Source organism: Saccharopolyspora rectivirgula DSM 43747 (assembly GCF_000497205.1).
Classification (GTDB): domain Bacteria; phylum Actinomycetota; class Actinomycetes; order Mycobacteriales; family Pseudonocardiaceae; genus Saccharopolyspora; species Saccharopolyspora rectivirgula.
The window spans coordinates 1-22,576 of record NZ_AYJW01000030.1; the positions used below are offsets into that span (position 1 = coordinate 1).

General features: G+C 70.0%; 20 protein-coding genes. 11 read left to right on the plus strand and 9 right to left on the minus strand.

What is annotated here, in order from left to right; all coding sequences use genetic code 11:
- Positions 1 to 1,692: PhoX family protein (locus SREC43747_RS0110210; RefSeq protein WP_029721119.1), on the plus strand; the 1,692-nt coding region annotated here is incomplete at its 5' end.
- A 66-nt stretch (positions 1,693 to 1,758) separates the two neighbouring features.
- Here SREC43747_RS0110210 and SREC43747_RS0110215 read toward each other — a convergent pair.
- The gene (locus SREC43747_RS0110215) at positions 1,759 to 3,012 is read right to left on the minus strand and encodes an MFS transporter (protein ID WP_236623129.1); all 1,254 of its coding nucleotides are present in this window, start codon (positions 3,010 to 3,012) and stop codon (positions 1,759 to 1,761) included.
- A 166-nt stretch (positions 3,013 to 3,178) separates the two neighbouring features.
- On the opposite strand from SREC43747_RS0110215, the gene SREC43747_RS0110220 reads away from it, so the two are divergent.
- Positions 3,179 to 3,865 carry an SDR family oxidoreductase gene (locus SREC43747_RS0110220; RefSeq protein ID WP_029721121.1) on the plus strand — a complete coding sequence of 229 codons (687 nt, stop codon included), beginning with the start codon at positions 3,179 to 3,181 and terminating at the stop codon, positions 3,863 to 3,865.
- Between the two features lie 5 nt (positions 3,866 to 3,870).
- Here SREC43747_RS0110220 and SREC43747_RS0110225 read toward each other — a convergent pair whose 3' ends face one another.
- Positions 3,871 to 5,202 (minus strand): amidohydrolase family protein, encoded by a 1,332-nt coding sequence (locus SREC43747_RS0110225; protein ID WP_408005184.1) that lies wholly within the window; start codon positions 5,200 to 5,202, stop codon positions 3,871 to 3,873.
- Between the two features lie 167 nt (positions 5,203 to 5,369).
- On the opposite strand from SREC43747_RS0110225, the gene SREC43747_RS22160 reads away from it, so the two are divergent.
- The gene (locus SREC43747_RS22160; RefSeq protein WP_269077822.1) at positions 5,370 to 5,495 is read left to right on the plus strand and encodes a hypothetical protein; all 126 of its coding nucleotides are present in this window, start codon (positions 5,370 to 5,372) and stop codon (positions 5,493 to 5,495) included.
- Positions 5,496 to 5,627: 132 nt separating this feature from the next.
- On the opposite strand, the gene trmB is transcribed toward SREC43747_RS22160, so the two are convergent.
- Positions 5,628 to 6,272 (minus strand): tRNA (guanosine(46)-N7)-methyltransferase TrmB, encoded by a 645-nt coding sequence (gene trmB, locus SREC43747_RS0110235; protein ID WP_236623130.1) that lies wholly within the window; start codon positions 6,270 to 6,272, stop codon positions 5,628 to 5,630.
- A gap of 133 nt (positions 6,273 to 6,405) precedes the next feature.
- Entirely contained in the window at positions 6,406 to 6,936 is a 531-nt protein-coding gene (locus SREC43747_RS0110240) for a hypothetical protein (protein WP_029721125.1), read from the minus strand.
- A gap of 280 nt (positions 6,937 to 7,216) precedes the next feature.
- Between SREC43747_RS0110240 and SREC43747_RS0110245 the strand changes: the two genes are divergently transcribed.
- Complete coding sequence (locus SREC43747_RS0110245; protein ID WP_029721127.1) at positions 7,217 to 7,681, plus strand: universal stress protein; 465 nt, start codon at positions 7,217 to 7,219, stop codon at positions 7,679 to 7,681.
- A gap of 345 nt (positions 7,682 to 8,026) precedes the next feature.
- On the opposite strand, the gene SREC43747_RS0110250 is transcribed toward SREC43747_RS0110245, so the two are convergent.
- From SREC43747_RS0110250 to SREC43747_RS0110260, 3 genes are all read right to left on the minus strand, one after another.
- On the minus strand, positions 8,027 to 8,755 hold the full coding sequence (locus tag SREC43747_RS0110250) for an ABC transporter permease (RefSeq protein ID WP_029721128.1): 729 nt from the start codon (positions 8,753 to 8,755) through the stop codon (positions 8,027 to 8,029).
- On the minus strand, positions 8,752 to 9,681 hold the full coding sequence (locus SREC43747_RS0110255) for an ABC transporter ATP-binding protein (RefSeq protein ID WP_029721129.1): 930 nt from the start codon (positions 9,679 to 9,681) through the stop codon (positions 8,752 to 8,754). Before SREC43747_RS0110255 ends, SREC43747_RS0110250 begins: the two co-directional genes overlap by 4 nt.
- 129 nt (positions 9,682 to 9,810) lie before the next feature.
- On the minus strand, positions 9,811 to 10,611 hold the full coding sequence (locus SREC43747_RS0110260) for a Cof-type HAD-IIB family hydrolase (RefSeq protein WP_029721130.1): 801 nt from the start codon (positions 10,609 to 10,611) through the stop codon (positions 9,811 to 9,813).
- 242 nt (positions 10,612 to 10,853) lie between these two features.
- Between SREC43747_RS0110260 and SREC43747_RS0110265 the strand changes: the two genes are divergently transcribed.
- The 6 genes from SREC43747_RS0110265 to SREC43747_RS21310 all read left to right on the plus strand — a co-directional run bounded on the left by SREC43747_RS0110265 (position 10,854) and on the right by SREC43747_RS21310 (position 18,310).
- Positions 10,854 to 12,320 (plus strand): dynamin family protein, encoded by a 1,467-nt coding sequence (locus SREC43747_RS0110265; protein WP_051387930.1) that lies wholly within the window; start codon positions 10,854 to 10,856, stop codon positions 12,318 to 12,320.
- Positions 12,321 to 12,415: 95 nt separating this feature from the next.
- Positions 12,416 to 12,748, plus strand: a complete 333-nt coding sequence (locus SREC43747_RS0110270; protein WP_029721132.1) for a nucleotide exchange factor GrpE — start codon at positions 12,416 to 12,418, stop codon at positions 12,746 to 12,748.
- A 47-nt stretch (positions 12,749 to 12,795) separates the two neighbouring features.
- Complete coding sequence (locus SREC43747_RS0110275) at positions 12,796 to 14,682, plus strand: dynamin family protein (protein ID WP_051387931.1); 1,887 nt, start codon at positions 12,796 to 12,798, stop codon at positions 14,680 to 14,682.
- 190 nt (positions 14,683 to 14,872) lie between these two features.
- Positions 14,873 to 15,634: a DUF6802 family protein gene (locus SREC43747_RS0110280; protein ID WP_201768669.1), complete on the plus strand. Its 762-nt coding sequence runs from the start codon at positions 14,873 to 14,875 to the stop codon at positions 15,632 to 15,634.
- A gap of 423 nt (positions 15,635 to 16,057) precedes the next feature.
- Entirely contained in the window at positions 16,058 to 17,872 is a 1,815-nt protein-coding gene (locus SREC43747_RS0110285; protein ID WP_029721140.1) for a phosphoenolpyruvate carboxykinase (GTP), read from the plus strand.
- Positions 17,873 to 18,163: 291 nt separating this feature from the next.
- The gene (locus tag SREC43747_RS21310) at positions 18,164 to 18,310 is read left to right on the plus strand and encodes a hypothetical protein (RefSeq protein ID WP_160172998.1); all 147 of its coding nucleotides are present in this window, start codon (positions 18,164 to 18,166) and stop codon (positions 18,308 to 18,310) included.
- A 54-nt stretch (positions 18,311 to 18,364) separates the two neighbouring features.
- Here the strand turns inward: SREC43747_RS21310 and SREC43747_RS0110295 are convergent, their stop codons facing one another.
- The gene (locus SREC43747_RS0110295) at positions 18,365 to 20,029 is read right to left on the minus strand and encodes an alpha/beta hydrolase (RefSeq protein ID WP_236623127.1); all 1,665 of its coding nucleotides are present in this window, start codon (positions 20,027 to 20,029) and stop codon (positions 18,365 to 18,367) included.
- Positions 20,030 to 20,331: 302 nt separating this feature from the next.
- On the opposite strand from SREC43747_RS0110295, the gene SREC43747_RS0110300 reads away from it, so the two are divergent.
- A complete protein-coding gene (locus SREC43747_RS0110300; RefSeq protein WP_037331748.1) occupies positions 20,332 to 21,543 on the plus strand; it encodes an ROK family transcriptional regulator in 1,212 nt (403 codons plus the stop codon).
- Between the two features lie 64 nt (positions 21,544 to 21,607).
- Here the strand turns inward: SREC43747_RS0110300 and SREC43747_RS0110305 are convergent, their stop codons facing one another.
- Complete coding sequence (locus SREC43747_RS0110305) at positions 21,608 to 22,474, minus strand: SGNH/GDSL hydrolase family protein (protein WP_236623128.1); 867 nt, start codon at positions 22,472 to 22,474, stop codon at positions 21,608 to 21,610.
- Positions 22,475 to 22,576 lie beyond the last annotated feature (102 nt).

Here is a 22,576-nt window from a genome sequence, read left to right on the forward strand (position 1 = left end):
GTGGTGATCCGGTGGGGTGACCCGGTGCTGCCGGGCGCGCCGGAGTTCGACTTCGACGACCAGACGCCGGAGGCGCAGGAGAAGCAGTTCGGCTACAACAACGACTTCGCCGGACTGCTCCCGCTGGACCCGCACGGCCGGAAGCACCTGCTGGTGGTCAACCACGAGTACACCACCGAATCGCACATGTTCCCCGGCTACGACGAGGAGAACCCCACCGAGCAGCAGGTCCGGACGGCCTGGGCCGCGCACGGCCTGTCGGTGGTGCTGGTCGAGCGGGGGCGGGACGGGCTCGTCCCGCGGATGAGCGGGTACAACCGGCGCATCACGCTGACCACCGAGTTCGAACTGCGCGGGCCCGCGGCCGGCAGCGACCTGCTGAAGACCTCGGCCGATCCCACCGGGACCCGGGTGCTGGGCACGCAGAACAACTGCTCCGGCAGTGTCACCCCGTGGGGCACGGTGCTGTCCGGTGAGGAGAACGTCCACCAGTACTTCGCCAACGCCGACCGGATCACCGACCCGGTGGCCAAGCGGCGGTTGGAGCGCTACGGCATCTCCGGTGGCCCCAGCGAGCGCAAGTGGGAGCGCTTCGACTCCCGCTGGGACGTCGGCGAGGAGCTCAACGAGTCCAACCGGTTCGGGTGGATCGTGGAGATCGACCCCTACGACCCGAACTCCACCCCGGTCAAGCACACCGCCCTGGGGCGGTTCAAGCACGAGAGCGCCTCCGTCACGATCGCCGAGGACGGCCGGGTGGTCGCCTACTCCGGGGATGACGAGCGGTTCGAGTACATCTACAAGTTCGTCTCCAACGGCAAGGTCAAGCCGGGGCGCAGCGCGCACGCCCGGCGGCACAACATGGCGCTGCTGGACTCGGGCACCCTCTACGTCGCCCGGTTCACCGGCAACAGCCCGGAGGAGGAGATCGACGGCAGCGGCGAGCTGCCGTCCGACGGCGCCTTCGACGGCACCGGCGAGTGGATCCCGCTGGCCAGCGGGAACCGGTCGTTCGTGCCCGGGATGAGCGCGGACGAGGTGTACGTGTTCACCCGGGAGGCGGCGGACAGGGTCGGGGCGACCAAGATGGACCGCCCCGAGGACATCGAGCCGAACCCGGTCAACGGCCGCGTCTACTGCGCGCTGACCAACAACTCCAACCGCGGTGCCGCTGGGAACGCCGGTCCGGACGAGGCCAATCCGCGGGTGCACAACAAGCACGGTCACGTGCTGGAGATCGACGACGACCCGACCGGTCGGGAGTTCCGCTGGAACCTGCTGCTGGTGTGCGGGGACCCGCAGGACCCGGGCACCTACTTCGGCGGGTTCGACAAGTCGCAGGTCAGCCCGATCTCGTGCCCGGACAACGTGGCCTTCGACCGGCACGGCAACCTGTGGATCACCACCGACGGCAACGAATTGGGGTCCAACGACGGCCTGTTCGCGGTGCCGGTCACCGGACCGGAACGCGGCAAGGTCAAGCAGTTCCTGACCGTTCCGATCGGTGCGGAGACCTGCGGTCCGGTGGTGACCGACGACCTGGTGGCGGTGTGCGTGCAGCACCCGGGTGAATTGGACGGGGCCAGTGCCGACAACCCGGCTTCGCACTGGCCGGACGGGGGTTCCTCCCGACCCCGCCCGGCAGTGGTCGCGGTGTGGCGCGAAGACGGCGGCGAGATCGGCGCGAGCTGAACTCCTCCCAGCGGGCGCGGGGGACTGCTGGGAACCAGGAGTCCCCCGCCGCGCCTCCCGGAGCGTTCAGTCGTCGCTGGGGCGCGGTGCTGCTCGCAGCGCCACCACCAGCAGGGCGGCCAGCACCATCACCCCGCCGACCACCCACATCCCGGCCTGCTGGGTGCCGGTCAGGTCGCGCAGCACGCCGGTGATGTACGGGGCGGCGAACCCGCTGACGTTGCCCAGCGAATTGATCAGCGCGATGCCGCCGGCCGCCGCGGCGCCGGTCAGGAAGTTGCTCGGCAACGCCCAGAAGGTGGGCAGCGCCGCGCAAACCCCGATCGCGCAGAGGGTGACCGCCACCATCGCGGTCAGCGGGGAGTTCATGTGCAGCGCGACCGGGATGCTCACCCCGCCCAGCAGCATCGGTGCGGCCACGTGCCAGACCCGTTCCCCGGTGCGGTCCCCGTGGGACGCCCACAGCACCATCAGCAGCGCGCCCACCACGTAGGGCACCGCGGTCACCAGCCCGGCCTGCACCGTGGACAGCTCGGTGCCGTACTGCTGCTCGAACCCGGCGATGATGGTGGGCAGGAAGAAGCCCAGCGCGTACAGCCCGTAGGCGATTCCGAAGTAGACGAAGGCGAGCGCCAGGATGCGCGGGTGGGTCAAGGCCTTGCGCAGCGGCCAGTGGTGCTCGGTCTCGGTCTGCCGCTGTTCAGCGGCGAGCTGCTCGGCCAGCCACTGGCGTTCCTCGGGCTCCAGCCACTTCGCCTGCTCCGGCCGGTCGGTCAGGTAGAACCAGGTGAGCACGCCCAGCAGGATGGCCGGGATGCCCTCCACCAGGAGCATGAAGCGCCACCCGGAGAGGCCGAAGGCGCCTTCGCCGCCGCTGATCAGCAGGCTGGACACGGTCGCGCCGATCGCGCTGGAGACCGGTACCGCGGCCATGAACAGCGCGACGGCCTTGGCCCGCTGCGCGGCCGGGAACCAGAAGGTCAGGTAGAGGATGATCCCGGGGAAGAAGCCGGCTTCGGCGACCCCCAGCAGGAAGCGCAGCAGCACCAGGGTGGTGGCGTTGGGGACGAAGGCCATCGCGGTGGCCACGATGCCCCAGGTGATCATGATGCGGGCCAGCCACCTGCGGGCGCCGAACTTGTGCAGGGCCAGGTTGCTGGGCACTTCGAGCACCAGGTAGCCCAGGAAGAAGATGCCGGAGGCGAACCCGAACACGGTCGCGGTCATGCCGAGCTCGTCGTTCATCCCGTTCGGACCGGCGAAGCCGATGTTCACCCGGTCCAAGTAGTTGACGAAGTACAGCAGGCACAGGAACGGCATCAGCCGGAACGCGACCTTGCGCAGCACTCGGCTGTCGGGCCCGGTGGTTCTGACGTGGCTCACCCGGGTACCTAAGAACGCCGTGCCGCCGCGGGTCAAGTGCTGGCCCACGTTGTGAAATCGACCTGGTACCGGGCGCCGATGTCTTTCTCGATACGGTTGAGGCATGCCAGAACGCCCATTCGCCCTGGTCACCGGTGCTTCACGGGGCATCGGTGCCACTGTCGCCAGGATGCTCGCCGACACGCACGACCTGCTTCTCGGCGGGCGCGACCAGGAGTCCTTGCAAGCCTTGGCCGATGAGCTGCCGAACGCCAAACCCTGGCCGGTGGACATCACCGACGAGGAGGCGGTCACCGAGGCGGTCGCCGGCATCGACCGGCTCGACGTGCTGGTGCACAGCGCCGGCCTGGTCGAGCTGGGCAAGGTGGCCGACAGCCCGGCCGACTCCTGGCGCCGCACCTTCGAGGTGAACCTGTTCGCGGTCACCGAGCTCACCCGCCGGCTGCTGCCGGCGCTGCGGGCCGCGTCCGGTCACGTGGTGCTGGTGAACTCCGGTTCGGGGTTGAACGCCAAGCCGAACTGGGGCGCGTACGCGGCCAGCAAGTTCGCGCTGCGCGCGTTCGCGGACGTGCTGCGGGCCGAGGAGGCGGCCAACGGGGTGCGGGTCACTTCCGTGTTCCCCGGTCGCACCGCCACCGACATGCAGCGCAGCGTCCGCGAGCAGGAGGGCGGCGAGTACGAGCCGGACCGCTACCTGCGGCCGGAGTCGGTGGCCGAGCCGATCGTTTCCGCGATCCGCGCGTCCCGGGACGCCCACCTGACCGAGATCGTCATCCGGCCGACGGCGTAAGCGGTTCAGCCGCGGATGTGCTGGGCGGCCGCGCGGGCCGCTGCCTGCACTTCCCGCCGGTCCACCCGGGTGGGTTCGCCGTCGCTGAGCACCAGCTCACCGGCCAGCCAGACGTCCCGGACGTGGCGGGAGCCGGCCGCCCACACCACGTTGGCCAGGACTTGCTCGTCCGGGGCGTCCAAACCGGTGGCGAACGCGGGGGTGTCCGCGTCCAAGTGCGCGATGTCGGCCCACCGGCCCGGTTCCAGGGCCCCGATGTCGTCCCGGTGCAGGGCGGCCGCGCCGCCCCGGGTGGCGGCCAGCAGGGCTTGGCGGGCGGTCAGCGCGGTGGCGTCCCCGGTGGCCAGGCGCGCCACCAGCCCGGCCAGTTGCATCTCCGCCCACAGGTCCAGGTCGTCGTTGCTGGACGGGCCGTCGGTGCCGAGGCCGACCGGCAGCCCCGCGGCCAGCATGTCGGTGAGCCGGGCGGCGCCGGAAGCCAGTTTGGTGTTCGAGCCCGGGCAGTGCGCCACCCCCACGTCGTGCCGGGCGAGCAGGGCGATGTCGCTGTCCGACAGGTGCACGCAGTGGGCGGCGAGCACCCGCCCGCCCAGCACCCCGAGCTGCTCCAGCATCGCCGGCACGGAGCCGTACTCGGCGCGCTGCGCGGCGTCCTCCCCGAGGGTCTCGGCGACGTGGGTGTGCACCAGGGCGCCGCGTTCCTGGGCGGCTTCGCCGATCGCCCGCAGCGCTTCTGCCGGGAGCGTGTAGGCCCCGTGCGGGCCGTAGGCGAGTTCGATCTGCTGGTGCGGGCCGAACCGCAGCCCGTCGGTGTCGATCCACGCGTCGATGCCCTGGAGCATCTTCTGCCAGCTGCCCAGGGCCGGGTTGTCGATGACGGCCGCGGCCAGCACCACGCGGGTGCCCACGTCCAGCGCCGCTTCGGCGATGGCTTCTCCGGAGAAGTACATCTCCGAGGTGGTGGTGATGCCGCTCTGCAGCATTTCCACGCAGCCCAACCGCATTCCGTCCCGGATGTCCTGCTCGCGCAGTCGGGCTTCCGCCGGCCAGATGACCTCGCGCAGCCAGCGCAGCAGCGGCAGGTCGCTGCCCATCCCGCGGAACAGGGTCATCGGGCTGTGGGCGTGGGCGTTGACCAGACCTGGCAGCAGGATGCCGCTGCACTCGCGCACCGGTGCCCCCGCGGGCAGTTGCGGGGCGCTCGCGGCGGGGCCGCAGTGGGTGATGCGCCCGTCGTCGCCGATGTCCACCACGCCGTCCCGGACCAGGGAGCACTCGGCGTCGCAGGGCAGTACCAGCGGGGCGTGCAGGCGGAGTGCGGTCGGCATGTCCCGCATTGTGCCGCAGGGCCGGGAGCGGCTGGTCACCCGATCGGAGCTGGAGGAGTCCGCCGGCCTTCCGGGCAGCGGTGGTTCCGGCGAGAGAGCACCACAATGGCCGATTCGGAAATACGACCACAAAAGGGACTATTGGTGGCGGTTGGGTGAGGCGAGGAGGCCACCAGATGTTGTTCGACGTGTTCGCCACCATCGGCGCTGCCGTGGCGCTGGTCGTGCTGCTGCTGATGGCGCTCAGTTCGGTGCTGCCCGACCTGCAGGAGTACTGCGCCGCTCGCCGGGCCGGCGACTGACGGTCCGCGCGGAGGACGTCGGACTGCGGTCGCCCTCCTCGGCCTCGGCGGTGCGCCGCCGCAGCTGCTGTCCACATGGTATCCACTGTGGACGGCTGGCGGGGCTGGTCAGCGAGTCGCGCGGTCCGCTGCTCAGATCCGTTCGAAGATCAGGTCGTGCACGACCCGGCCTTCTTCCTGCGCCCGGGCCTCGAACTTGGTGATCGGTCGCCACTCCGGGCGCGGCGCCCAACCGCCGGGTTCGTCCGCGTACCGGTTCCGCAAGCGCGGCTCGGCCTGGCAGACCTCCATCATCTGCTCGGCGTAGTTCTCCCAGTCCGTCGCCAGGTGCAGGACGCCACCGGGAGCGATCCGCGAGCTGATCAGGTCCACGTTGGCCGGCTGCACCAGTCGGCGCTTGTGGTGCCGCTTCTTCGGCCAGGGGTCGGGGAAGTAGATGCGCACCTCGGCCAGCGAGTCCGGGGCGATGTGCTCGCGCAGCAGGTCGAGGGCGTCCCCGCGGATCAGCCGCAGGTTCGTCAGCCCCAGCTTCTCCGCTCGCAGCATCAACTGGGCCAGTCCGGGCTTGTAGACCTCGACCGCCAGGTAGTTGACCTCCGGCTGCGCCGCGGCGAGCTGGGCGGTCGTCTCCCCCATGCCCGAGCCGATCTCCAGGACCACCGGGGCGCGCCGGCCGAACCAGGACTCGAAGTCCAGCTCCCCCTCCGGCAGCGAGCTGACTTCGGCACCCATGCGCAGCCAGTGCCGCTCCCAGGCCCGCTGCTGCCCGGTGGTCATCCGCCCGCCCCGCTGGACGTAGCTGACGACCGTGCGGCGATGGGGAATCTGCTGGTCAGACGAGTTCACAAGCAGCCAGTATGGCAAACCCGCCCCGTGCAGCGGCCGGGGCGGGCGCTTGTGGAGGTCCGGCTCACCAGGCTTCGATCTGCGGCAGCGCTGCCAGCAGTCCGCTCACCCCGTCCAGCGGCATCGGCAGCGGCTGGGTGTCGCGGTACGCCGGGATCACGTTCAGCCAGCCGGGGTGCTCGTCGGTGAGGGTGATCGTGGTCGGGTTCTTCATCGGCTCCCGGTCGGAAGGGGCGTACTCCCAATAGCCGGTTTCCCCGACCTCCGTCCAGGGGACGAAGACCCAACCGGAGCGGTCGCGCAGCACCGCGTGGACCTGGTCTTCGAAGTCGAACGCGGCTTGCCGGGAGGGCAGGGTGCCGCGGTCGAGCGCCCGCAACCACCACGGCGCGGGCAGCTGGGAGGACGAGCCGCCCAGCTCGCGGTACAGGTCCAGGACCTTGTCCTCGGCGGCGGTGTGGATCCAGCTCCGCCGCAGCGCGGCGGGGGAGACGGCTTGTTGTTCGGTGGGTGGGTGAGCTTCGGTGGCCAGCGACCACTCCAGGCCTGGAACTGGTTCGAGCTGGACGTCGCTCAGTGAACCTCGAGCGCGCACACCGGTGGGTCCTGCCTCGGTCCGCGAGCATTCCGTTGAACGCACCATGTGGCTCACCCCATTTGCTGTTGAGAAAGTTGCGAGCCGCTGAGCTCGCCTCGGCCGGCGACATGCCTCGGGCAACGCTGGCAGAGACACGCCCGTACTCCATGCATTACCACCAGGTGGGCCAAAGTATGGCACAAAAAGTGCTTTTGTGGCAAAAATCACTATGATTGTCGAAAAACAGTGCGAAGCACGCTAACTGGACAAAAAACTGCCCAGCTTATCCAATGGGGGTGTGGGAGAGCAGACATTCCGCGGGGACACCGCCGGCGGCGTGGTGGTGGGCGTGGACGGTTCGGCATCGTCCAAACGGGCCCTGCAGGTCGCGGCGGACGAGGCCAAGGCTCGCGGCGCGCCGCTGCACGTGGTGCGCGCGTGGAGCATCCGCACGGCCCCGCGCCCGGCGGAATGCCCGCCGAACACCATGCCCAGTGTGGAGCAGTTCCACCGGGCCGTCCGGGAGGACACCGAACGGATCGTGCAGAAGCGGCTCGGGGATGATCCGGGCGTCGAGGTGAACCTCCACATCGTGCACTCCCCGCCCCCGCAAGCGCTGCTGGAAGCCGCGCGCGGGGCGGAGCTGCTCGTCGTCGGTCACCGCGGTCGCGGTGGTTTCGCCGGGCTGCTGCTGGGCTCGGTGGCCGAGCAGTGCGTGCGGCACGCCGCTTGCCCGGTCCTGGTGGTCCGGCCGTCGATATGACCACCGGGGCGGTGAACGCACAAGGGCCCGGGCCGTCCCCCGAATGACAGCCCGGGCCCTCCCCCGTCCCGACCGCTAGCGCCCCCGAGCGCTTTGTTGCAGTCGGTCGACCATGGTTTCCGGTGCCGCACCTGGAGTGTCTGCTGTGGACACTGATCGGCCGGTCCTCCGGCCGCGACGACGATCGGCACCAGTGGCTCGATCTTGCGGTCGATCCTATCTACTGACGTGACAAGGCTCTCCGCGGGGTTCGGTAACGTTTTGCTATCTGGGCTCCCAGCAGGAGCTTCGCTGTGTTGATCATTGAGGTTTGCCCTTCGCCGCCCACCTCGCGTGCCGGTGAGCTCACCGAGCGTCCCGGCGCTGGCCCACCACGGCCGCGATCGCCAGTGCTCCGAAAGCCACGGCGGCGAAGTAGACCAGCGAAGCCCACGGCCCGAACGGCATCCCCGACAAGGAGCGCGGAGCGTCGAGGAAGTGGTTCGCCATGACGAACGGCATCCAGCGGTACACCTGCATGCCGATCTGCGGTACCGCGGCGACCAGCGGCTCGGCCAGCAGGGGCCACAGCAGGAGCAGCGTCACCGCGCCGGCGGTGTGCCGCACCAGGCTGCCCACCGCCACCGCGAGCACCGCGGCCAGCGCGAACACCAGACCGGTTCCGGCGGTGCTGCGCAGATCCGCATCGCTGTCGATGGCCAGCGGTGATCCCGGGGACAGCACGACACCGGCGCCCAGCGAGGCGAACGAGGCGAGCTCCCCGATCACGAACGCCACCGCGGCGACCACAGTGGTCTTCGCCAGCAGCACGGCCACCCGGTTGGGGACCGCCTGGTAGGTCGTGCTGATGGTGCCGAAGCGGTGCTCGGTGGTCACCGACAGCGCGGCCAGCACCTGGACCACCATCATCGCGAACATGGTGCCCCGCTGGGTGTCCGGCACCTCCACCGGACCATCCGCTTGGGAGACCAGCAGGACCGCGTAGGCGAGGTTCATGCCCACCGCCAGGAACGCGCACCACCACATCGAACGGGTGGAGAAGAGCTTGATGCGCTCAGTCGCCAACAACGTCATTCCGCCACCCCCGCTCCGGTCAGCGCGCTCGCCTGGTACTCCACCGCGTTCCCGGTGAACCGCATGAAGGCCTCCTCCAGCGAGCCGCGCTGCGGGGTCAGCTCGTGCAGCCGGATCCCGTGCTGCGCGGCCAGCTCACCGATCCGCTCCCCGGTGGCTTCGCGGAACAGCAGCTCCCCGGACCTGCCGACCTGCGCCGGAAGCCCCTCGGCGGCGGCGACGCGCTGGAGGAGTTCCGCGTCGGGAGTCCGCACCAGCACCGATTGCGGTGCCGCCGCGGACACGAACTGCTCGGTGCTGCACTGGGTGAGCAGCTTCCCGCGCCCGATGACCACCAGCTGGTCGGCGGTTTGCGCCATCTCCGAGAGCAGGTGGCTGGAGACGAACACGGTGCGCCCCGACGCGGCCAGGTTCTTCAGCAGCTGCCGCAGCCAGTGGATGCCCTCCGGGTCCAGGCCGTTCACCGGCTCGTCGAACAGCAGGACTTCCGGATCGCCCAGCAGCGCGGCGGCGATGCCCAACCGCTGCGCCATGCCGAGCGAGAACTGACCGGCCTTGCGGTCGGCCACGCCCTCCAAACCGGTCAACGCGAGCACTTCGTCGACCCGCCGGCGGGGAATGCGGTTGGAACGCGCCATCCAGTGCAGGTGGTTCCACGCGGTGCGGTTCGGGTGCACCCACTTCGCGTCGAGCAGGGCGCCCACCGTGCGCAGCGGGTGCTTCAGCTCCCGGTAGCGCTTCCCGGCGATCCGCGCTTCTCCGCTGGTGGGGTGGTCCAAGCCCAGGATCATGCGCATGGTGGTGGACTTCCCCGAACCGTTCGGGCCGAGGAAACCGGTGACCACTCCGGGTTGGACGGTGAAGCTCAGCTCTTCCACCGCGGTTTTGCGGCCGTATCTCTTGGTGAGGCTTATTGCCTCGATCATCTCCACTCCCGTGCGGTGACTTCGGGCCCGAGCGGGCCGAATTCGGCAGCTGCCGCGCGTGGTGCGCGCAGCCGTGGAAGGAGTCAACCGCTCCGCGGGGAGCGCCACCTCAGGGTTTCTCCCGGATGTTCACCGGAACCAGCGGTTCAGGGCTAGGGCCAGTCCGTCCTGGTCCACGCTGGCGGTGGTCTCGTCGGCCACCGCGCGGATGTCGTGCGGGGCTTGGCCCATCGCGACGCTGTGCCCGGCCCAGCGCAGCATCTGCACGTCGTTGCTGCCGTCCCCGGCGGCGAGGACGTCCTCGCGGGTGATCCCCATTTCCGCCGCCAGCTTCTCCAGCGCCACTCCCTTGGAGACACCGGTCGGGACCAGGGTGAGCCAGGCCTCGGTGTGGTCCAGCGTCCACGTGCACGCCGGCAGCTGGGCGGTGGCCAGCACGTCCGCCATCTCGGCGGGAGTGTGCCCCTTCCAGTGGGCGATCAGCCGCGGTACCCGGCGCTCGCCCAGCTCGTGCGGGGAGACCGGGTGTTGCGGCCCCACCAGCAGGTGGTCGTCGAACCGGCCGGTCACCAGGTGCCCGGCGCCGAGCTCCTCGGCGGCCAGCAGCACGCCGGGGAACAGTTCTTGGAGCTTGGCCACCGCCGGTCCGGGGTCGAACGTCTCCGTCGACAGCACCTCCCGGGTGGCCGCGTCCAACACCACCGCACCGTTGGAGCACAGCGAAACACCGCTGGTCAGGTCGAGTTCCTGCAGGATCGGCAAGGTGGCCAGCTGGCTGCGCCCGGTGGCGATGACCACTTGGCTGCCGGCGGCCAGCACCCGGTGCACGGCTTCCCGGACAGCGGGGGAGATCCGGTGCGTCGCCGGATCCAGCAGGGTCCCGTCCACGTCGAGGGCCACGAGCTGAGGTTTCCAAGTCGATGCGGTCACTGCTGTAGGTTAGGCGCTTTCCGGATGGGGACTCCACCAAGACGTTCCGCACCTCCCGCAACGGGCGGGAGAACACCACGCAAACGGTGGGCACCGGTTGCAACGCCCACCAGCGCCGAAATCATCCCGCACCGCTGCGTGGCAGGATGTGGTGGCCAACGCTGTGCAGCAGAGAGGTGGCGGTGAGTAACGTACCCGGTCCTCAGTGCTGGGCGGGTCCGCTCTCGGCCGCGGTCGCCCGGATGTGCATCGCGCTGCGACCGCGGATGGGCGAGCGCACCGCTGTCGGTTTCGGGGAAGTGCTGCGCCGACTGGCCGCTCCGCTGCAGGTGGTGGTGGCCGGGCGGATCAAAGCCGGTAAGTCCACATTGGTCAATGCGTTGATCGGGCGCCGGGTCGCGCCCACTTCGGTGGGCGAGTGCACCCGGCTGGTGACCCGCTTCCAGTACGGCACGGTGGACCGCATCGAGGTCGTCCGCACCGACGGGGGCAAGCAGACCGTGCCGTTCGACCCCAGCGGGGCCATCCCCGCCGAGCTGGGCGTGGAGCCGGCCCGGATCTCGCACCTCGAGGTCTACCTGACCAACGCGGTCCTGCGGGACCTCACCGTGATCGACACGCCCGGGCTGGAATCGCTGGACGACGCTTCGTCGGCGCGGTCGCGACAACTGCTCGGCGCGGAGCAGCTGGACCCGGTCTCCCGCAGCGCGGTGGCGGGGGCCGAAGCGGTGCTCTACGTGCTCACCCAAACCGCGCGGGCCGATGACGAGCAGGTCCTGGCGGCGTTCGAGGCGGCGACCGCGGGCCGCCAGGCCGGACCGGGGAACGTGGTGGCGCTGCTGAACAAAGCCGACACGGTCGAACCGGACTCGGTGCCGGGTGCCGACGGCGACGTCTGGCGAGCGGCCGCGCTGCTGGCCGCCCACCAGGAGGAGCTGCTCTCCCCCCGGGTGGCCGGTGTGCTGCCGGTGATCGGCCTGCTCGCCGAGACCGCGGAGACCGGTGGGTTCACCGAGGAGGACGCCGAGGCCCTGCGCCAGTTGGCCGAGCTGGAGGAGTCCGCTCGGGAGACCATGCTGCTCTCGCCGGACCTGTTCACCAGCTGGGACTGCGCGGTGCCGATCGGGGTGCGCACCCGGCTGCTGGAGCGGCTGGACCTCCACGGGGTGCGGTGCGCGCTGGCGGCGATCACCGCGCAGCCGGACATCACCGCAGGTCAGTTGCGGCGCAAGTTGCTGGAGGACTCCGGGATGGCGGCCGTGCTGGGGAAGGTGAACTCGCTGTTCCGGTCCCGGGCCGACGGCATCAAGGCGGCCGCCGCGCTCGGGTCGATCTCCGCCCTGGCCGAGTCCTCCGGGGACCCGGCGGAGCAGCAGCTGGTGCGGGACGCCATCGAGGCGCTGCTGGCCAGGCCGGAGTCGCACCAGTTCCGCGTGCTGGAGGCGCTGACGCTGGTGAGTTCCGGTCAGGCGAACTTCCCGGCGGACCTGGCCGCGGAAGTGCTGCGCGTCGGCAGCGGCAGCAGCGCTGCCGAGCAGCTCGGGTTGCCCGGGCGGAGTTCCGCCGAGCTGGCCGAGAGCGCGCTGGAGCGGGCCAACTGGTGGCGGGCGTTCGCCTCGTTCGGGGCCACCCCGGCGCAGAGCCGGGTGGCGCACGTGGTGCACCGGGCCTACTTCCTGCTGTGGCAGCGGCTGCGGTCGGGTGAGTGACCCACCGGTGGGGGTTTTCCGGAACCGGCCGGGGAGCTGCTGCGTCGGAACCGGTGCACGCGGCGCAGAGTCACCGGAGTTTCGAGGCGGTTGCCATGACCACCATGACCGGCCAGGTCGCTGGAGCGTTGGACCGGGCGTTGGCGGAGCGGACGACGTTGATCGAGCTGTGCGTGTACGCGATCGACCGGGCCCGCAGCGCCGGTGTCGCCGAGCGGGTGGTGGACGGTTTGCGGGGGGTCGGGGTGTCGGTGCTGCGCCCGGTCGGTTGCCGTTTCGACCCGGCCTGGCACGAGGCCGGCGGTACAGTTCCCACCGATGATCCGGAATTGCACGGGATCGTCGCGGACATCGAGCTCGTCGGTTTCGCCGACCGCGGTCGGCTGCTGCGGCCGCCGGTGGTGGTGGTCTACCAGTTCCAGGGCTGAGGTCGCGCCGACGAGCCGCCGATCCGGTGGAGTTGACGGGAGCGGCCATGGACCCGGCGGGCAGCGCGGCGGCGGAGAGCTTGCCGCAGCAGGTCAAGCAGGTCAGGGACGGGTTGTTCGCCCTGTTGCGGGAGGCGGCTCCGCACGCGGCCGACTGGGTGGAGCGGGCCCGTCGGCAACGGCCCAGGACGCCGACCGTGGTGGTGGTCGGGGAGACCGACCGGGGCAAGAGCGCGCTGGTCAACGCGCTGGTGGGGGAACCCGGCCTGTCGCCTGTGCACGCGGCTGCCGCCACCGCGGTGCACGTGCGGTTCGAGCACGCCCAGCAGTGGGAGGCGCACGCCTGGTCCGGTTCCGGGGAGGTCCGGTTGGAGCTCTCGGAGTTGCCGGACCGGGTGTTGGCCGGCGATCGGTCGGGTGATCAGCTGCCGCCGCGCTGCGTCCGCGTCGGCGCCCCGCTGTCCTCTTTGGAAAACATGACCATTGTGGACACACCGGGCGTTGGCGGGTTGGACGAACTGCACGGGGAGCTGGCGCTGGACGCGGCCGAATCGGCCACCGCACTCTTGTTCACTGTGGATTCCTCGGCTCCGTTCTCCCGCGGTGAACTGGAATTCCTGCAGAAAGCCGCACAACGCGTGGAAACGGTCGTCTTCGCGCTCACCAAGACCGACCGCTACCGGGGGTGGCGGCAGATCCTCGCCGAGGACCAGCGGTTGCTGGCCGAGCACGCCCCCCGCTTCGCCGGAGCCCCCTTCTCCCCGGTGTCGGCCCGACTGCACGAGCTGGCGGAGAACGCCCCCACCGAGCAGGCGGCCGACGTGCTGCGGACCAACTCGGGGATCGACCGGCTGCGCGCGGACCTGGAGCGGCTGGTCGGCGGCCGGGCAGCGATGTTGGGGGAGGCCAACACCCTGCGCGCCCTGATCACGGCGGCGGAGGAGCTGGAGGCCGAACTGGCGGCCGAGGAGCGCGCCCTGGCCACCGGCGAGGGCGAGGCCGCCGATCTGCGCCGCCGGCGGCACGAGCTGAGCGCTGCCCGCCGGTCGTCCACCCGGGGGTGGCAGCTCAAGCTGCGCGGAGAAGTGCAGCGGGCCCGGGTGGAGCTGGGGCACGAGGTGAGCCGGCAGATCCGCGGGGTGCAGAACTGGTTCCGCCGGGCCATCGACACCGCGGATCGGGACCAGCTCGCCGGGATGGCGCCGCACGTGGACGCGGCGCTGCAGCTGGTGTCCAGCCGGATCTCCGCCCAGCTGTCCAGCCGGTTGTCCCAGGTCGCCGAGCAGGCCTTCGCCGACCTGTTCTCCGCCGAGGAGTTGAAGGTGGTCCGCGCCCAGTTCGCCCGGGGCGCGCAGGCGCCGATCGAACTGCGGCAGCCGGACCGCCGGCCGCCGACCGCGGAGGACAAGCTGTTGGTCTTCCTGGGGGTCTCCGGTGGGCTCGGGCTCGGTCGCGCAGCGGTCCTGCCACTGGCCGGGCTGGGGGTCGGGGCGTTGAGCCCGATCGTGCTGCCGGTGACGATCGGGCTCGGCCTGGGAGCCGGGTGGTGGATGGCCCGGGTGCGCAAGCACGCCGCGGACAAGCAGCACCTCAAGCAGTGGCTGACCGAAGTGGTCTCCGAGGCCAAGTCCACCCTGGAACAGGTGGTCGCTGAACAACTGATCGAAGCCGAGCAGCAGCTCTCCCTGGCCTTGGACGAAGCGCTGGGGCGGCGCATCGAGGCGATCGAGGCCGAGTTGAAGCAGGTGGACAAGGCGCTGCGGATGGACGCCGCGGAACGCCAGCGGCGGCTGCAGGCCGTGCAGCGGCGGTTGGCGGAAACCGCTTCGGGGCGCCGGAAGGCGGAGCACCTGCTGGGGCAGATCCGCCGATTGCGGGATTCCGCCCCGCCCGCGGTGCCGGTTTCTTCGACCCTTCCGGGGGAACGCGGGTGACGCCGTGTTCCAGGGTCGCCCGATTTCTCGCTGAAGTCGGGAATTGTCCGTTCAACCGGAAGGTGGTACTCGATATCTCCGAGGTCGACATTCCGACATTTCCGGGTTGTCGTGTCCGATCCCGCTGTCGGGTGCGAAGAATTGCCGGCCATTCCGGTGTTCTGGTTTTTCCTCGCCCCAGCGGGAACCGGTGGGGCGTTACGCTGCGTCCAACTGGCGGCAAGCTGATCGGCGGCTTTGGGGGTACGAGGTGTACATCGAGCAGACCGGCGCCGGTGACGGCGACATCAAGATCGACGTCGCGGGGCAGGAGTACACCGCCGAGGCCAACCACGACCTGGACGGCGACGGCATCGACGAGACCGCCGTGGTGATGACCGAGGACGGTTTCTTCGCCTACACCGATGAGGACGACGACGGGCGGGCCGACGTCGTGCGGGCCATCGACGGGTGCGGCGCGGTCGTCCAGCAGGCCCGCTACGACGAAGCGACCGGGCGCTGGGTCGCGCAGCAGCCGGAGCCCTGGCCGGGGGAGCCGCGGGAGCAGGACGGCCCGGACGACTCGATGGTGGTGGAGACCGCCCGGGGCGAGCACCACCTCGGCCCGGCCACCGAAGACACCGATCAGGACGGGCGCCCCGACACCGCGGTGGTCAACACCGAGCGCAGCACGCTGCTGATCACCGATGTGGACGGGGACCGGACCGCCGATCAAGTGGTCCGGATTTCCGAAACCGGGGACGTGACGGTGTCCCAGCACGTCGGTGGTGGGGAGTGGACGGTGGTGGAACGGGGGTCCGTCGCCGGTGGGCAGAACGCTCCGGCCGCACCGGTCGGCACCGACGACTTCACCTGGGACCTGGGGGAACCGGAGCTGCCGAGGGACGAGCAGCGGCCGCAGCAGCGCGGCCCGGAGATCGGCCCTGCCGGCGGTGACCTGCACTGGGTCTGAAGGGGATCGCCGCCCGCGAGTTCGAAGGGGATCGCCGCCCGCGAGTTCGAGTCCACTGTGCAGTGGTCTGCTGCCCGTCGCGCTGAGTGCCGGAGCGCTGCTCGCCCGGTCACGGAGCGTGTTGATCGACCGGTCCGGTGGAGCTGGTTCGCCGGAAATTCTCGGCCTCGACGCGGGCCCGCAATGCGGAATTTCCGCTGCAGATGATTCAACGGGCAAACTTAATCGATTCCCTTATCGTTCCTGTGAGAGAAGAAACAATGCTGATCTCCATTTCCGCAGGCCGCTGCCGTTAGCCTCGGGATATCCCCTTCCGCTCTCGGCTCACTGGTGAGCCGGGTGAAGTATTCCCTGAAAAACCCAGCGGGAACTCCCGTTGGTGGCGAATCCGGGCTGTGGCGCCCAGTCAGGAGACACGACGCGATGACCGCAACGACCATCCCCGGTCTCGACCAGGCACCGACCAAGCACGAGCGCCTGCTGGCGTGGGTGCGCGAGGTCGCTGAACTCACCACGCCAGACCAGGTGGTTTGGTGCGATGGTTCGCAGGAGGAATGGAAACGACTGACTGACCGCCTGGTCGAAGCGGGCACTTTCGTCCGCCTGGACAAGAAGCCCAACTCCTTCTACGCGGCCTCCGACCCCTCGGACGTCGCCCGGGTCGAGGAACGGACGTTCATCTGCACCCGCGAGAAGAAGGACGCCGGTGTCACCAACAACTGGGTGGACCCGGCCGAGATGAAGGCGACCATGACCGAGCTCTACCGGGGCTGCATGCGTGGTCGCACGATGTACGTCATCCCGTTCTGCATGGGGCCGCTGGACGCCGAGGACCCCAAGCTCGGTGTGGAGATCACCGACTCCGAGTACGTCGTGGTGTCGATGCACATCATGACCCGGATGGGCTCGAAGGTCCTCGAACGCCTGGGTGAGGACCGCGAGTTCGTGCCGGCGCTGCACTCGGTGGGTGCTCCGCTGGAGCCGGGGCAGGAGGACGTCCCCTGGCCCTGCAACGAGACCAAGTACATCACGCACTTCCCGGAGGAGCGCGCCATCTGGAGCTACGGCTCCGGCTACGGCGGCAACGCGCTGCTGGGCAAGAAGTGCTACTCGCTGCGGATCGCCTCGGCGATGGCCCGGGACGAGGGCTGGCTCGCCGAGCACATGCTGATCCTGAAGCTGATCTCCCCGGAGAACAAGGTCTACTACGTCGCCGCCGCGTTCCCGTCCGCCTGCGGGAAGACCAACATGGCGATGCTGCGGCCGACCATCCCGGGCTGGAAGGTCGAAACCCTCGGTGACGACATCGCGTGGATGCGGTTCGGCGAGGACGGCCGGCTGTACGCGGTGAACCCGGAGGCCGGTTTCTTCGGCGTCGCTCCGGGCACCAACTGGAAGACCAACCCGCACGCGATGGAGACCATCGAGAAGGGCAACTCCATCTTCACCAACGTCGCGCTGACCGACGACGGTGACGTGTGGTGGGAAGGCATGGAGGGCGACCCCCAGCACCTCATCGACTGGAAGGGCCGCGACTGGACGCCGGACTCCGACGAGCCCGCCGCCCACCCGAACTCGCGGTACTGCACCCCGATGTCGCAGTGCCCGATCCTGGCGCCCGAGTGGGACGACCCGAAGGGCGTGCCGATCTCGGCGATCCTGTTCGGCGGCCGCCGCAAGACCACGGTTCCGCTGGTCAGCGAGGCCTTCGACTGGCAGCACGGCGTGTTCCTCGGCGCCACCCTGTCCTCGGAGAAGACCGCTGCCGCCGCCGGCAAGGTCGGTGAGGTCCGCCGCGACCCGATGGCCATGCTGCCGTTCCTCGGCTACAACGTCGGCGACTACTTCCAGCACTGGGTGAACATCGGCCAGAAGACCGACGCCAGCAAGCTGCCGCGGATCTACTACGTCAACTGGTTCCGCCGCGGCGAGGACGGCCGGTTCCTGTGGCCGGGATTCGGCGAGAACTCCCGCGTGCTGAAGTGGATCACCGAGCGGATCGAGGGCAAGGCTTCCGCCCACGACACCGCGATCGGCCGCGTCCCCTCGGCCGCGGACCTCGACCTGTCCGGGCTGGAGACCCCGGAGGAGGACGTGAACGCCGCGCTGGCGGTCAACGACGAGGAGTGGAAGGCCGAGATCCCGCTCATCGAGGAGTGGTTCGACAAGATCGGCGACGCGCTGCCGGCCTCGATGAAGGACGAGCTGGCCGCTCTGAAGAAGCGTCTCGGTCTCTGACCGAGCGACGCCCGGACGGGTGGAATTGCTGATCGGCGTGGGAAGGTCGGCGATCTGCCCGTCCGGGTCAGTCACCCCCTGATTGTTGCGCGGACGTGCGGCGCTCCCCCAGGGAAGACGAAGTTCTTTCGGGGGAGCGCCGTTTTGCTGTCTCCCGGTACCACGGTGGTCCGCCGGCTAAACCCCGTGCGCGATCAGCGGTCGCCGCCAGGCAACCAGGAGGACACTTGGTACGTCCAACCGGTAAATCCGCCCAAAACGGGCGGAAGGTGGCGAACCGGGAGGTGTGCCATGGCCAACCTGGCGATGCTCGCCCTGTCCGTGGTGGCCATAGTCGCGGTGTTCATTTCCCTGAGAGCCGAGGAGGACGAGACCGGGGACGGCGAAGACACCGAACTGCCATCCCTTCGGCAAGCCCAGGAGAACCCGTGGCGGTGACCCGGTGACCGCCACCCGCGGTGGGTGGTGAAGCGCTTCGCCACCCACCGCCCGTCACAGCAAGTCCTGCAGCTCCAGCAGGTTGTCCAGCAGGCCGGACCGCTGGTCGCGGACGTCGACCCCGGGCAGCTCTCCGCCGGGGCAGGAGATGTCCCCCGCCGGCACCTGCTTGTCGATGAGGTACTCCACGACGACGTCGTCCACGCAACCGTTCCCAGCGCCGTAGACCCCGTGGTCGCCTTCGCCGCGCACGGTCACCAGGCGGGAGTTGGCGAACTCCCGGTGGGCGATCAGCGCGCCTTCGTAGGCGGTCGCCGGGTCCTTCTCCGCTTGCAGCATCAGCACCGGCGGAACTCCCTTCCCGTCCGGGCGTTTCAGCTGCGCCTGCTGCCCGTGCCAGTACAGGCACGGCTGGACGATCGTGTGGTAGCCGTAGAGCGGGAACATCTGCCCCTGCAGCTGCGACCAGGCCGCCACGGAGTCGGGGGTACCGCGGAATTCGGTGTCGTTGCAGCGGATGGCGAACATGGTGGCCGCCTGGCTGTCCGCCGGGTCGGTCTGCATCGGGACGAACCTGGCCCTGGTCGCGGCCAGGCGCTCGGCGACCAGCTCGAGGTCGGTCTCCGCGCGCAGGGCGCGCAGCGCCTCGCCGAGCTCGGGGAACAGCGACTTGCTGTACATCGCTTGGACGAGGAGGGCGTCCAGCGCGTTGTGGTCCAGCGGTCCCTGCGGGGTGGGCAGCGGTTGCCGCTTCAAGCCCTCCCGCAATTGGTCCACTGTGAACTGGACTTGGCGCGGGCTGCTCCCCAGCTGGTACTGGTCGTCGTGCGCGGCGAGCCAGGGGAGCACGTCCTCGCGCCAGCGGCGTTCGAAAGCCATTGGCTGCCAAGCGAAGACTTCTTGCCAGCTGCCGGTGAACTGGGTGTTCGAGTCCAACACCATCCGATCCACCGCGCGCGGGAAGTAGGTGGCGTAGTGGGCGCCCAGCCAGGTTCCGCCCGACACCCCGTACCAGTTGATCCGGTCGTGGTCCTCCACCCGCCGCAGCAGGTCCAGGTCGGCAACGGTCTGCTCGGTGTTGACGTACCTGCCCAGTTCACCGCTGTGCTGGGCGCAGGACTCGGCGAATTCCTCGGTGTGGTGCAGGATCGCGCGGACGTTCTGCGGGCTGCGGTCCTTGACGTCGAAGCTGGGCGCGTTCTCCTGCGGTCCGCAGGAAACCGTTGTGCTCCTCCCGGTTCCGCGCACGTCGATGCCGTAGATGGTGAAGTGGGCGGCCAGTTCGTCGCGTCCGTCGAACAGGAAGCCCAGCGGCATTTCCAGTCCTGCGCCGCCGGGGCCGCCGGGGTTGGTGAACAGGGCGCGCGCGTTCTGGGTGCCCTCCGGGCGCAGTCGGCTGACCGCGATCCGGATTTCCTTGCCGTTGTCCGGGTTGTGCCAGTCCATCGGCGCGGTGAGCGTGCCGCATTCCAGGCGTTCGCCGCCCGGTGGCAACTGGGGCGGTGGTTCGTCGAAGCAGGGCTGCCAGTCGATGCGCTGGTCGGCGTACTCGCTCGGGACTGCGAACGGTGCCGGTTCGGCCGAAGCGGGTGCTGCTGCGGTCAGGAGTGCGGTGATGGCTGCGGTGACCCCCAGAACGCGCGTGGTGTTGCGCATGCGCCCCCCGTTCGATTCGTGGCCGGCAGAACGCCGACTGATGATCACGGACACCGTGATCATCACATCAGGGGAAAAGTGTTCTCGATAGCGCTATCTGTCATCACGCGCAGTGAGGAATGTCAGGGGTCTCCCGGGGTGGTTCCTCGAGCCGGTGATGGAAAAGGTGAAGAAGCCGCCCGACTTCGCAGGATTCCGGACGTCGCAGCGCGCGACCGGCCGTTCGGACGCGCGCGGTTCCTGCTCACCCACGGGCGGCGGTTGCACTCGTGCTGAGAGTTAGATCACACTCTATGACGGCTTAATTCCAGTACTTGGAACAAGTTGGCGATCTCGCCGGATTCAGCTGCGCCGAGGAGCTGCCGATGGAGTCCTGGCAGGGAACAAATCTGCCGAGGGTGGGCGGGTTCAACCGAGCCGTGGTGCTCGACGCGATACGGCAGCACGGGGAGATCAGCCGGGTGGAACTGGCGCAGAAGACCGGTCTGACCGCCCAGACCATGTCCAACATCGTGCGCGCGCTGATGGACGAGGGGCTGGTCACCGAGAACGGGCGGGCGCCCTCGACCGGGGGCAAACGCCGCGTGCTGCTGAAGATCGCCCCGAACTCGTACTCGGCGATCGGCCTGCACCTGGATCCCGGGGTGATCACCGGCGTCCTGCTGGACCTGGCCGGAACGGTCCGGGTGCGCAGCCGGCGCCGACTGCCCCGCGAAGCCACCCCGAACACGGTGCTCAACGCGCTGCACCGGACCTACCAGCAGCTGGTGCGCCGATCCGCGGTGGATCCCGGCCGGGTGCTGGGCGTGGGGCTGGCGGTGCCCGGCCCGATCGACACCGCTCGCCGCCAAGTGCTGTCCCCACCCGGCTTGCCCGGCTGGGCCGACGTCGCCCTCGCGGACGCGCTGCAGCAGCGGATCGAGTTGAACGTGGTGCTGGACAACGACGCCACGGCCGCGGCGATAGGGGAGCGCTGGGCGGGCGGTGCCCAGCGGGCCGGTTCCTTCGTCTACGTGTACCTCGGCTCCGGGGTCGGTGCCGGGCTGGTGCTCGGCGACCGGGTGCACCGCGGGGTCACCAACAACGCCGGGGAGATCGGGCACCTCAACGGAGGGGGCAACCGGCAGTGCCGCTGCGGGCGCAAGGGCTGCCTGGACGCCTACTGCTCGATCCCGGCGATGCTGGCGGACTGGTGGGCCGCCGGCGGCGACTCGCGCGAGCAGAGCCCCGAGCGGGCCTACGACCAGTTCGCGCGCCGCGCAGCGGCCGGGGACACCGCTGCGCTGCGGGTGCTCCGGCAGGCGGCCACTCGGCTCGGGCAGAGCTTGGCGGGCCTGGTGGGGCTGTTGGACGTGGACCGCATCGTGCTCGGCGGCCCCGCGCTGCGGCACGTCGCCGGCCTGGTGGTCGAGCGGGTGGCGAAGGTCCTGCGGGCCAATGCGCCGGCCTGGGAGGTCCGGCCGGTGCAGGTGCAGACGGCGCTCATCGGGGAAGACGCCGGGGCCGTCGGGGCGGCTTCGCTGGTGCTGGACCACACCTACTCGCCGCGGTTGGCGACGCTGCTCGGGCAGAACTGACCCGAGCACCGGGCGGGGGGCGGGAACGTCCCGGTCGAACGGCTCCCGCACCGAGCCCGCGCCGTCAGTCGGCCGCGGTGTTCGAGCTCGCGGAGCGGATCGCCTCCGCCACGGCGTGCCCGAAAGCCGTCATCCCCTTGTCGTTGGGGTGCAGCGGGGCGGCCAGCGAGGTGGGCAGCACGCCCTCGATGTAGCGCTCGCCGATCGGGGCGCACACGTCGTGCCCCTCGCTCACCGGCGCCAGGTCCACGAATTCGGCCCCGTGCTCGACCGCCCGCTCCCGCAACACCGCGCTGAGCCTGTCCACACTGGCCTGGATGTAGGTGGCGTCCCGGGCCCACATTGGCTGGTGCGGGTAGCAGCCGCCGTCCCGGATGTAGGTCGCGTAGCCGACCACGTAGATCTCCGCCCGCGGTGCCCGCCGGGAGATCTCCGCCAGCACCTCGTCGAATTCATCGGCCAGCGCGTTGATCCGGTCGGCCAGGACGTCCCCGTCCTCGGTCAGCTCGTCGGCGCAGGAGCGCCCGAACGGCTCCGGAAGCAGGTTCAGGCAGCCCACCGCCGTTTGCACCAGGTCGACGTCGTTGCCCCCGATTGTCACCGTGACCAGGTCGGTGCTGGGGCGGAGCGCCTCGTACTGCGGTCGGACCAGCCCGTACTGCGGTTCGGAGAAGTCCTCGATCTCCGCCCCGGAACAGGTGACGTCGGTCAGTTCGGCGCCCAGCAGCTCGGCCGCCACCTGCGGGTAGCTGGTGCCGGAGCGCAGGCACAGCGGATGCCCTGCCGGGGGCGGGATGAGCGGGCCGGCCGCGGCCGAATCCCCCAGGGCCACGTACTCCAGCGGTTCCGCGGCGTGCGCTGCGGGGACCAGTCCGGTCCCCAGCGCGACGGCGAGGGCTCCAGCTGCTCTGGCTAGCCGACCGATTTCCACGTGGACCTCCTGATCGGATCAGCCGACGGCTCATCCGATCTAGCACGAAAATCGGCCTGTTGACCGGAAAATCACCTGCTTGCCGCGGAAACTGGGGCCGTT